Raw genomic sequence first — 12,399 nt, 5'->3', positions numbered from 1 at the left:
AGATGGACTTGTCCACTAGACATGGGGATGGGTTACACAGAGGGGGAATGTGTATGAAAAAAATTCGTAAACAAGGGGCCAAAAGAACGATGCAGATGAGAGAGAAACTGATTTTGTCATTTGCCATCGTGCTACTCATTCCAACAATCAGTCTGGGCATTATCTCGTTCCAAACAGCCGATGCCAAGGTTGAAGAGAAAATGTATGAGAACGCGATCAGCAGTGTTACTGTACTCAACCAGACCATTGACCAGATTATTGGTGCAACACGCAAAAATGTTGATTTCCTGGCAAGTCAGCTGGATGCAGGCAATGTCGGACCCAATCAGGGTGATGAAACGGAGACCATCCGTACCTTGCTCGACGCGTATAAGGAAACCCATGATGACGTGGAACTTGCCTCCATCGGTACCGATCAGGGCGTGTATATTAACTCCCCTGTAACTGCGGTGAACAAAGAAGGATATGACCCGCGCGAACGCCCGTGGTATCAGGCTGCTACACAGAACAAAGATGTCCCTACCGTAATCACCCCCTACATATCAAGCAATACCGGCAATGTTGTTGCTTCGGTAGCTCAGACCTCAGCGGATGGCCATGGTGTCGTCTCTGTCAGCCTGTCGCTTGAAGCCCTTTCCCAGACCGTTAATTCCACGAAGATCGGCGAGAAGGGTTATGTCTATATCATTGATAATGCCAACAAAATCATTGTACATCCTACCGAGAAACCGGGGACCGAAGGAACCATGGCACCCTATAAAGATATTTTTGCACAGAAAAATGGAAGTCTGACCTATACACTAAATGGAAACCAGGAACACGCCTTTTTCTCCACCAATGAAACGACGGGCTGGACCGTGGTTGGTGTCATCGACAGTGGGGAAGTGACGGCATCTGTCCGTCCGATCCTATACACCACACTTATCGTTGTAGCGATTGCAATTGCGGTAAGCTCCGTCATTATTTTCTGGATTGTGCAATCAATCACCAAACCACTGAATCGCTTAGTGAAGGCATCTGACGAAATTAGTAATGGTAATCTGACCATCGAGGTTGCTGTATTAGGACAGGATGAATTCGGCAAGCTGAGCACCAGCTTCAATAAGATGAGCGAATCCCTGCGAACCGTTATTCAGGACGTGCGACACACGGCTGACGAGTTAACCGCCTCATCCACACAATTGGCAGTCAACTCATCGGAGACAACCAAAGCAACTGAGCAAGTCGCCCTGATCACGGAAGAGTCCGCAGCTGGACTTGAGAAACAAACAAGCAGCCTGAAACATACGGCACTACAGATGAATGAGCTTGCTGGAGGTGTGGGACAGGTAACGAACAGCACACAGCAAGTATCCGAAGCTGCCATGCAAGCAAGTGAGCTCGCGGATAAAGGGAATGCGACCATGCAGACGGCCGTATCCGAGATGAGTTGCGTCAGTCGCTTTGTGCAAGGTATGGCAGATACTGCCGGACGACTTGAACAGCATTCCACATCCATTGGTGAGATGGTATCTGTCATTACAGATATCGCTGCACAGACCAATTTGCTTGCTCTCAATGCTTCTATAGAAGCAGCACGTGCAGGTGAGCATGGACGCGGCTTCTCCGTTGTTGCCAGCGAAGTCCGCAAGCTGGCGGAACAATCGAGCCTGTCCGGCCAGAAGATTGTAGAGATGGTTGGAGCGATTCAACAGGAGATTTCAATGGCCAATCACAATGTACAGATCGGGCAACAGGATGTAAGCAACGGCATTCGTGCCGTTCAGTTTGCAGATGAAGCTTTTGCCCAGATTAGTGAGGCTGTTGGGGTCGTCAATCATCAGCTTGAGAACATTGCAGCTGCCTCACAACAGATGTCTGCCAGTACAGCTGAAGTGGTGCAATCCATTGATCAGATCCATGCCATATCGGAAACCAATGCAGATGGAACGGAGAACATCTCTGCTGCTACGGAGGAGCAAGTGGCTTCCATGCAGGAGATATCATCCTCTGCTGATTCCCTTGCCCATCTGGCTCACAAGCTGCAGAAGCTGGTGGAACAATTCAAGCTGTAATCTTATATAACAAGTAATCTGTACACACCAAAAGCCCCTTTGCCATCATATTGGCAAAGGGGCTTTGGGTTATAAAAGGTCAGGCATTTTAGAAGGGAAATGACTCTCCTATTCAGCAGATTGCTTTTTATCTCCGTGGTACCCTTGATCTCCGTAGGGCTCTAACTGTTCAAACCAGCGATTCAGACATTTGGCGAGTGCATCTTTGGAATCGTAATACGGGTTATCGTCTTGTTTCAATGTCTCCAACACCTCGATCACAAACGCATTCTCTCCATATTCATTCCATTCAGCCTGCAATCTTCGATTCAGATGGCTACCCATCTGTAACATAAACCGTTGTCCGTTAATGGTTTTCAGGTTAAGTGTGCTGTCGATATAAACTTTGCCGTTACGTTCATTCCGAATCTGGTAGACGCCCGCTTCCGTTTTAACTTCTTTGGCCTGTTCCTGCAATTCTTTGCGACGATTCATCTTCTCCTGCTCCCCCTTTTCTTTGCGCTCCGGTTTTCCAACTTCGGTGCTCTGTTGATCTCCGCGGCTTCCCAGCCAATACTGACTGCCGTCTGGCTCACGTTCCAGCAAACCATAGTCGACGAGATACCTCCGTATTTCTACGTAATCATCATGAACTTCCTTCAGCAGCTCATTGACCTGTTTCTCGGAATATTTGCGCACTGTCTCGAATCGTTTGGCAATTTCGATGAGCACAATATATTTATGCTTTTGCTGCATATGAAACGTCGTCAGCCGACCACCGGTACCCTCTGGAAAATACTTGTTTAGCACCTTCTCCCGATCCTGTTCTGTAATATCAAATGAGTTCGGATGGATCGTATGTTCATGCCTTGTCACCGGCGACACCCATTCGGCTGGAGCCTGTGTATCCTTACTTTTGAGAAGTTCCATTAATGCCAGGAATATCTTGGCCTGCCGTTCCTTCTCCTTCAATACAAATCGATGATTCCGGATCGTGGAAGCACTCCCGATACCAAGGGCCTTCTGTACTTCAGCATCCTTCTTTCCTTCATGAAACTGGGCCAGTAATCCACGCTGGACATCGGACAATCCGGTTACGCTTTTATCCAGCTCCAGCAAATATTCAAATACCGATCCATGAACCTTCTCAATGTGCACTCGCATATAACGGGCTGCCTCATAGAGCACTCCTTCTTCAGGGTAGATAATCCCCGCTTCCGTCCTGTATCCGCAGCAGACACATATATAGGCGGGACCCTCCTCCATATAACCACGCTTGATCTCTTCCAATGAAGCTGTTTGCAACCAGGATTCCGATGATTTCATGTAAAAGCTCCTTTTTATCATTGTCATGGTCATTCCAATTGTATATTAATAAAACAAATAATATTTTTGTTTGTTAATTTATAGATATAATATAGTTTTGTTTGTTATATGTCAATATAACGGAAAAGAATGCTGTGTTTAAAGACATAAAGGATGCCCCTTGTTCAACAGAAAAAAGACCGCAGGGTCGCAACCCTGCAGTCTCATCGCAGAAAGGGCATTTCAGCACCTTCCATAAGCATTTATCCTCAATCATTGTCTCTCATTTCAATCTCTGTTACAACTTAAACCGTTCAATCATGCTTTGCAGATCTTCAGCCATACGTGACAATGCTGCCGAAGAAGCTGCAACCTCTTCCATTGTAGCCAACTGCTCTTGAGCCGCCGCTGATCCATCTTCCGTTCCAGAGGCAATTCTGTCCGACAGAACCATTGTATCACTTACTGCCTTGTTGACATGACTCATGCCACCATCAATTTGACGGGAAGCCGTGGATACTTCTCCAGCTTGTGCAGCCACCAACTGTACCGCAGTCCGAATGTTGTGGAATGCTTCGCCCGCTTCTGTAACCATCTGCGAACTCTTCACCATACCTTCTCCCGTACGGGCAAAGGTGGATTGCACCGCATTGGTTTTCTCCTGCATCTCATGCATAAGCTCATTAATCCGCTCAGCTGAGGCGCCTGAACTGTGAGCCAGTGTCTTCACTTCGTTGGCTACAACCGCGAATCCGCGCCCTTGCTCTCCAGCTCTTGAAGCTTCAATGGATGCATTCAAAGCAAGAATGTTCGTCTGCTTGGCAATGGCCGTAATCTCGGCCACAATCACAAGAATCTCTTCATTTTTCGCGCGCAAATCCTCAATGACCACAGACATGGCTTTGCTCTCATCATTCACCTGTTGAATATGGGTAACCGCTTCTTCCACGGTAACCATACCCGCTTCCGACTTGGTGGAAGCATCCAGAGCGATACGAGCGGTGTCTTCAGCACTTGATGAGATCTCTTTAACTCCAATGGACATTTCGCCCACGAGTTGACCTGTAGCAGCAAGACTATTGTTCTGCAAAGTTGTTCCCGCAGCTGCATCCTGCATCAGTTCGGCCACCTGTTCTGTGGCTTTGGATGTCTGCTCGGAACTTGCCATCAGTTCTTCAGAAGATGCCGCCAGCTGGCTGGACGTATCATGTACTTCTCCAAGCACACTACGTAGTGAAGTCGTCATCATATCGAAGCTTTCTCCAAGCTGTCCGAACTCATCCTTACGCTGCAAACCTACACGTACTGTTAGATCCCCTGCGCTAACTTGGGATGCTGCCTGCGTTAATTGCAGCAATGGACGGTGAATGCTGCGGATAATGAATACAAGCAAAATCAACCCAATAACCAATGCAGATGCCACAATCGTAATTGAACGGATCAAAATTGGCATTACAGCTTCCGTTGCTTCCGAAGGAACCATCTCACCAACAATTTTCCAACCCGTCACCGGATTAGTGAAATACACAGCTTCCACTTCGCGACCATCATATGTATACTTCACCGTTCCACTTTCCTTCGTATACATCTCATTAATGTAGCTTTCATCCGACTGTGTGCCGGAATCAATATTGTAGTGGAACAGGAATTTACCCCCGTTATCCAGCATGTACAGTTTTCCCTCTTTACCGATGCGAATCTGATCAACGGATTCTTTCAGATGATTGAGACTGACATTGGCTCCGAATACCCCTTTGCCGTCAGCCAGCTTGACCGCTGCGGTCACAACCCATTCGCCCGTCGAAGCCGACTGGAACGTATCCGAGATTACCGGTTCATCCTGGGACATGCCCATCTTATACCATGAACGTTCTCGAGGATCATAATTCTGTTCCTCGGATTCAGGGGACTTCATCCAGCTACCATCTTCGGAACCTGCGGTAAGTACACCCAGTTCCTTATGATTCTGAGACATCCGATCCATCTGCCTTTGCAGTGCAGGGGATTTAGTAATAATATCGTTTGAAGTAATACCCGCAGCCATCTGCGCTGCGTTATCCTTCTCCATATCGAGCATTTGATTTATCTGCAGACTAAGCATTTCTGTTTTGGCCTGTGCGGAACGAATAATTTCCATTTTAACCTGGTCAGCAGCTTTTTGATAAGACAACCATCCCACGGTAATGCTCGGTACTATCAGGAACAGGAGCAATGCAGCAATCAGGCGTTTTTTTACGGTTAAAGAAAACCAATTTCGAATCCTTTTCTTCATTTTAACTATCCCCCATCATAATCTTCACCCATCCTTTTATCGGACAATCGCTGTAAAAATATTATGTATAGATACTAAATTAGTACAAATTTAATTTAAATGATCTGATCAGATGATATGGATTATATCCGCTTCATCGTTTTGACCCTCTACGCGAGATCGTTTACAATGCTCATAAGCTGGCTATTCATGAAACGATTGGAAGGAGAGGATTCAAATCTTACGCAAGTCACATGAAAGACAACGTATTTCCACGGTATATTCATCCATGTTCCGCATTCTGTTAGCGCTCATCCTGTGCGCAGGCCCGATTCTGGGACAAACCGGTATCACGGCATCCGCAGCACAGGCGACGCAAGCAGTTCACATTGAAGTGAATGGTGAGCAACAATCCTGGAAGAACGCACCACTTATCATCAAAGGTTCAACCTTTGTTCCACTGCGGGATGTGGTCACATCGGTTAAAGGCACGTTGAAATGGGATAATCGCACCAAGACGGCTACCATTACCGTTGGCAGAGACAAGCTGGTCCATCAGGCTGGCAGCAATTCCATTAAAGTAAACAAGGTCGATCTAGCTACAGGTGTGAATTCACGTACCGTTAACGGTACGTTGATGGTACCTGTCCGGGCCATGGCTAATGCAATCAAGGCAGACATCAAGGTCCAGCGCACAGCTACAGGTCAGATGAGCGTAAATATGGTAACCGATCAAGTCAGCCTACTGAACAGCGAGGTTGCCAGCGTGGATACGTATCTGCGCGAGATCAACTATCCAGGTATGGCTCTGATCGCCCGCGATGGTGAAGTACTTCTAAAGCAAGGCTACGGACTTGCCGATGAACAGACGCTGAATCGCCCGGATCAGAAGACCCGAATCGCATCGCTGAGCAAATCCTTCACGGCCGCGTCCATTCTGAGCCTGGTTGAGGATGGTAAGATTAATGTGCAAGATCCAATCTCCAAGTATATCTCCGGTATACCGAAAGGAGATCAGATCACGCTGCATATGCTGTTATCCCAGACTTCAGGTCTGCCATCCGCATTTGGTCGGGGTGAAGGAACTTCTATGGAAGAGACTGTAGAAGAGATTCGTCACAAAACGCTGAAGTTTGAACCGGGGAGTGCCTATCTGTACAGCAACAGCGGTTATGTTTTGCTTGCATACGTCGTTGAACAGGTATCTGGCATGAGTTATGCCGACTACGTGCAGCAGACGATACTGAAGCCACTTGGTATGAAGAATTCGGGAGAGGCTTCCCGTAAAGTACACACGATTAGTGGTTTTGTTCAAGAAGATAACGCATGGGTAACTGCGCCTTACTATGTGTCTCAATCCGGATCAGGAACCATCTATTCCACGGTGGACGATATGCTGAAATGGGATCGTGCGCTCTATACAGACCAGATTCTAAGCCAGGATACGATTGAACAGATGTATGAGCCTTATTCTGATAAAAACTATGGCTACGCCTGGATTCTCAAAGAGAATGGCGCAAAGCGTACCGTCTTTCATAACGGTAGTGGCGGCGGGTTTGCCACAGCCTTTTCACGTAATCTGTCCGATGATATCACGATTATCCTGCTCGGCAACCACGCAGGTATGGACATGACTTCACTTTTGGATGAAGTTGAGGCACAGACAGCCAAAGCCCTGCAATTGCAATAATCTATAATTAATAGCTTATAATGAGCAAAGAGACGGTCCTTTAAAGGATCGTCTCTTTGCTCTATATATGTTTTCATTTTAACGACTCACACTTCCGTTTCGCTCAACCCACAATCCATCTCTTCTCCATCCTGCAAAAGGCAGATTTACTCATATTCTTATCACTGCCTAGGAGACATCCGCTCTTTCATCATCTGTCTGCTTTAATGTTACAGGAAGTTTCCCCGCAAAAGGAATGCGCCCCATCAGCGCCTGAGCGACGCTATCCATGGCAAGTGGCCGGCTCTCGTAAGCCGCTACATAGACCTCGGCATCCGGGAGCGCCAGCAGATCATAGGGGCTTCGCAATGCCACAACAGCCAGTGGTTTACCCAATTGCTGTATCCAACCAATCAGCCTGCACTGCGGATCGCCGGAGGGACTTCCCGCATTGTAGGTTCCCACCACAATCTGCCGAATGTCATCTGCTTCCGCTGCCTGAAGCAGACGGGCGGAACGAATGGCAACTTCCTCGGGCGTGACCGTCAGATCGACAACATCCAGACCATAGTCGGATAAAGCTGAGCCCAAGGTGAACGTCTGAGTCAGCTGTTCGTCAGCAATTGTTGTCACGGACGTGGCAACCGTTATGACCAGCGTGCGTTCCGGCTTCAATGGCAGCATATTCAGCTGATCGCGCACCAGTGTGATACTGTTCTCGCTAATACGGCGGGCAACCTCTTGGTGTAATGAACTGTTGCGCTCCAACCCATTGGATAGAGCAGGAGCGTTTGATGCCTTTGGCAATGATGCATTCAATACTACACCATACACTTCATCCTCATCTGCACCGCCCATTCCACTCTCCAACAAACCACGCTTCGCCTTGTACATCAGCAAGCGATTCACCGACTCATCGATACGTCTCTCGCTAATCCGCCCACTCCTCACAGCTGCTAACAATGCTTCAAATGCTTCTGCTTGAAGCTTAGCCGTATGGCTAATTAACACCAGATCTGCCCCGGCCTCTACCGCCATTACGGCAGCATCGACAGTGCCATAGTTCACGGCAATAGCATCCATCTCCATGCAATCTGTCACGATCATGCCCTGATAACCCAGTTCCTGGCGAAGCAGACCGCTTAATACGGTTTGTGATAGCGTTACGGGCAGACGCTCTGGCTCCAGTGCAGGAAAATAAATATGCGCCGACATCATGGCATCGACACCTTCGGCGATAGCGGCTCGGAATGGAATCAACTCCAGGCGCTCTACCCGTTCACGATCATGAGTGATGATTGGGAGGTCCAGATGGGAATCGGTATCCGTATCCCCATGCCCCGGGAAGTGCTTGGCTGTCGCTGCAATCCCAGCGTCCTGTATTCCCGCAATGGTTCTGGCTCCATATTCTGCAACGGATTGTGGAGATTCGCCGAATGAGCGTACACCGATGACCGGATTGGCCGCGTTATTGTTCACATCCAATACCGGAGCAAAGTTCATGTTAATGCCCATGGACTTCAGCTCCAACCCACTGATATATGCCGCCTGATATGCATCGTCAATGGAACCGGCAGCGGCAATTGCCATTGGTCCAGGCATCAAGGTTATCCCTTCGGTAATTCGAGCAACCATGCCGCCCTCCTGATCAATGGATATCCAGAGCGGCACATTACCGCTGCTTTTGGCAATCTGCTGTAGCCCTGACGATAACCGCTCTACCTGCTCTGGCGACTCAACGTTGCGCGCAAAATAGATCACGCCACCGATTGGATACTTTCGGAGAAAGGGTTCCACATCGCCAGCAGCTTCGGTGCCATGAAAGCCACAAAGCAGCATTTGCCCGATTTTCTCACGCAAGGTCATCTTTTTCAGCTTCGACTGGTATAACTCTTTTGGCCCACTCATTTCTTACCTCCCTCCGATAACAAACATCCATTCATTGATATAACAAAAACGGCTTTCGCCGCTCCTTCCATTCCGCTGCCTGTACATTCCACGATTCGATTAAACGAATGAATTCAACACGGTCATGAATGGTTTCCCTGACTACCTTCCCCCCTGCCAGCAGGTCGATAAAGTACCTCGAACCTGGCTCTGGCGGCTCCAGCCAGCAGAATTGCTCGGGATAGAGTGACACCAGTTCATGCAAAAGCACCAACCCTGTCTCTACCGCCCGAAATTTCCTGCTGTCCGTTACAAAAATCCTTACACCACCACACAGCTCACCTGCATGTTTGGAGAATGTTGGCGACATGTACACTGGATGCACATGCACACCTTCCAGCTTGTATTCCCGAAATCGTTCCGCCAAACGCTCACCCTCAATCCAGGGGGCTCCAATCCACTCGAATGGGCGAGTCGTGCCCCTGCCCTCCGATACATTAGTGCCTTCGAACAGGCACGTACCCGCATATACCCGCACACTGTCCAGCGTGGGCATATTGGGAGAGGGTAACATCCAGGGAAGACCACAATCCGCAAACTCCATGGAGCGCTGCCATCCTTCCATGGTAACCACGTCCAATTCGCAAGGTACATCCATCTCGCTGTTGACCATCAGGGCGAGTTCACCTATCGTCAATCCGGTACGTACAGGTACACGCCAAGCGCCAACGAGTGATTCATACCCCGCGTTCAGCACACCGCCTTCCACAACGTTTCCACCCAGCGGATTGGGACGGTCCAGAATCAGCATCCGTTTGCCTGCTCCAGCACAGGCATCCATCATATGAAACAAGGTTGAGGCATACGTGTAATAACGGATACCCACATCCTGAATGTCGAACAGCACCGTATCCACTCCAGCCAGCATTGCAGGCGTAGGTTTCTTGTAATCTCCATACAGGCTGAACACCGGAATGTCCAGACGTGGATGAAGCATGTCTCCGAATCTGACACCCGCCTGAAGCTCTCCACTCAGTCCGTGCTCACAGGCATAGAGCGCTGTAAACTCGGTATTAGCCAGTCCGACGCACACATCTATTGTCGATACAAAATCCGCTGTAATACCAGTCGGGTTTGTAATTAGACCGATTCGATTACCCGTTATCCACGGATGCGATAGCCCTCCGGACAGAAGATCAACTCCCGTTTTTACAGCCGGGATCTGCTCAGTCCCATTCAACTGACCCATCACACATTCCCCTGGCTGACCCAGCCTGTATGCTGGTGATCATTACCGCCTGTTACGACAGGCTCTTCTTCAGGCTCCAGCACATTAAGAGCAACCTTATGCTGATAGATGGCAAACATACCTCCAAACAGCGCTCCGAAACCAACGACAGTCAGCATTAGCAAAGCAGTTAAGCACATGGCCTGAAAATAAGCGCCCATCGTGTACCCCGGGTGACGGAAGAACAGCTTTACACTTTCCCCCATCGCCTGAACGATGCCCATGTTTTTTTGTAAAACAAGCTGCCAAGTATAGAACTGTGACATCAGCGCCATGAGAACAAAGAAAGTCTGGAATACACCCACTGCTGTACCTGTAATTCCACCCTGTCCACCGTAATACCACCAGGTTGACCATAGAATGAAGCCAAGCACCGCGAAAAGCACACCCACCGAGCCTCCCGGGATTATCCCCTTCAATGTTCCGACCCAAACATCCTTAAGTCCATTGCGTCGTTCCTTACGTTCCAATCTGTGATGTATGGCATAACAGACCCCGAACAGGATGGGCATATATATCAAGGCAAGAAGCAGCACCGCGATCGGCAGCGGAGCAAACATCAGAATGGGAACCAATACGGTAGAGCTAACGAAACTGTACAAGGCCACCGAAATAATATCCCTATAGATTTCCGCGCCCGACTTGATCAATACTTCACTCAGCTTACGCATTTTTATTCTCCCCTTTCTCACCGTTCCTTCTTCACCAGGCCTCGTCTTTTACTCCCGTCCAATCGCAAGCTCCGTCTCTGGATCGAAAAAGTGTGCCTTACGCAGGTCCAGTACAAAATTTTTGTCCATACCTACATAAGCATGTGTTTCCGGGTGAACCTTGGCCGTAACAGTACGAGCACCGGAATGGAAATACACCAAATTTTCGGAGCCCAGATGTTCTACAACCTGAACTCGCGCCTGCAGCATGTGGTCTGTCGGGATATTCGGAGCAACATCGTCACCAAAAATATGCTCTGGACGCAGACCCATAATCACCGGCTTACCTTGATGACTCTGAAGACGAGCGAGTACATCTGCTGGCAAGGTGAATGATGCACCGTCCACGACAACCTGCGTGCCTTCAATCCGGGCATCAATGAAGTTCATCGCCGGAGAACCGATAAATCCGGCAACAAACATATTCCGCGGACTCGCATACAGTTCTTTCGGTGAAGCCACCTGCTGAATATCTCCATGATTCATGACCACGATGCGTTCCCCAAGTGTCATGGCTTCTACCTGATCATGCGTCACGTACACAATCGTGGCACCGAGACGTTTATGCAGCTCACCCAACTCCACCCGCATCTGTACCCGCAACTTGGCATCCAGATTGGACAGTGGTTCGTCGAATAAAAACACCTGCGGATCACGGACGATCGCCCGTCCCACTGCAACACGCTGGCGCTGACCACCAGACAGCTCGCGTGGTTTGCGCTCCAGCATCGCTTCCAGTCCAAGAATGGAGGCCGCATTCTGCACCTGTTCATCAATATAGGACTTTGGCTTTTTCAGGTTTTTCAGGCCAAAGGAAAGATTCTCACGGATGGTCATATGCGGATAGAGTGCATAATCCTGAAACACCATCGCGATATCCCGATCCTTCGGATGCAGATCGTTAACTAGCCGGTCACCGATCACAATATCACCGCTTGTTTGCTTTTCAAGTCCGGCAATCATCCGCAGTGACGTTGTCTTGCCACAGCCCGAAGGACCCACAAACACTACGAATTCCTTATCTTCTATAACAAAGTCCGAGCCGGCCACAGCCGTGAACGTTCCTTTATGATCGTCTTTGAATTCTTTGCGCACTTGGCGAAACTCCACGCGTGCCATAGGTAGATCCCCCTTTACGTTGTCGCTTGTCCTGAACTATATAAGTTCAACTAACGAATCCTTACACTGGCACTCCGATGACAGAACAACCTTCCGATCGCTGTTATGGTGTAAATGTTTAGTTGAACATATATTGG

Annotated in this window: 8 protein-coding genes; 2 read left to right on the top strand and 6 right to left on the bottom strand. The window is 48.8% G+C overall.

Annotated features, from left to right (window positions below; translation table 11 throughout):
* Positions 1-53 precede the first annotated feature (53 nt).
* Positions 54-2,054 carry a methyl-accepting chemotaxis protein gene (locus MKY66_RS01890; RefSeq protein WP_076216569.1) on the top strand — a complete coding sequence of 667 codons (2,001 nt, stop codon included), beginning with the start codon at positions 54-56 and terminating at the stop codon, positions 2,052-2,054.
* A gap of 108 nt (positions 2,055-2,162) precedes the next feature.
* On the opposite strand, the gene MKY66_RS01885 is transcribed toward MKY66_RS01890, so the two are convergent.
* Both MKY66_RS01885 and MKY66_RS01880 read right to left on the bottom strand, forming a co-directional pair.
* On the bottom strand, positions 2,163-3,359 hold the full coding sequence (locus MKY66_RS01885; protein WP_076216571.1) for a DUF2087 domain-containing protein: 1,197 nt from the start codon (positions 3,357-3,359) through the stop codon (positions 2,163-2,165).
* Between the two features lie 277 nt (positions 3,360-3,636).
* Positions 3,637-5,610, bottom strand: a complete 1,974-nt coding sequence (locus tag MKY66_RS01880) for a methyl-accepting chemotaxis protein (protein ID WP_076216573.1) — start codon at positions 5,608-5,610, stop codon at positions 3,637-3,639.
* 268 nt (positions 5,611-5,878) lie between these two features.
* On the opposite strand from MKY66_RS01880, the gene MKY66_RS01875 reads away from it, so the two are divergent.
* Positions 5,879-7,279 carry a serine hydrolase gene (locus MKY66_RS01875; RefSeq protein WP_076216575.1) on the top strand — a complete coding sequence of 467 codons (1,401 nt, stop codon included), beginning with the start codon at positions 5,879-5,881 and terminating at the stop codon, positions 7,277-7,279.
* 168 nt (positions 7,280-7,447) lie between these two features.
* On the opposite strand, the gene nagZ is transcribed toward MKY66_RS01875, so the two are convergent.
* Genes nagZ through ugpC form a run of 4 tightly spaced genes read right to left on the bottom strand, consistent with a single transcriptional unit; the run spans position 7,448 to position 12,262 of the window.
* Positions 7,448-9,166, bottom strand: a complete 1,719-nt coding sequence (gene nagZ / locus MKY66_RS01870) for a beta-N-acetylhexosaminidase (protein WP_076216577.1) — start codon at positions 9,164-9,166, stop codon at positions 7,448-7,450.
* A 31-nt stretch (positions 9,167-9,197) separates the two neighbouring features.
* Positions 9,198-10,394 (bottom strand): DUF1343 domain-containing protein, encoded by a 1,197-nt coding sequence (locus tag MKY66_RS01865; RefSeq protein WP_076216579.1) that lies wholly within the window; start codon positions 10,392-10,394, stop codon positions 9,198-9,200.
* Positions 10,394-11,104, bottom strand: coding sequence for a hypothetical protein (locus tag MKY66_RS01860; protein ID WP_076216581.1), 711 nt, complete (start codon positions 11,102-11,104; stop codon positions 10,394-10,396). Before MKY66_RS01860 ends, MKY66_RS01865 begins: the two co-directional genes overlap by 1 nt.
* 48 nt (positions 11,105-11,152) lie before the next feature.
* Positions 11,153-12,262: a sn-glycerol-3-phosphate ABC transporter ATP-binding protein UgpC gene (ugpC, locus tag MKY66_RS01855; protein WP_047840436.1), complete on the bottom strand. Its 1,110-nt coding sequence runs from the start codon at positions 12,260-12,262 to the stop codon at positions 11,153-11,155.
* Between the last annotated feature and the right edge of the window lie 137 nt (positions 12,263-12,399).

Source organism: Paenibacillus sp. FSL R5-0766 (assembly GCF_037971845.1).
GTDB lineage: Bacteria > Bacillota > Bacilli > Paenibacillales > Paenibacillaceae > Paenibacillus.
The sequence above is the reverse complement of the archived record's forward strand: the minus strand, read 5'-3'. Positions and strand labels throughout refer to the sequence as shown.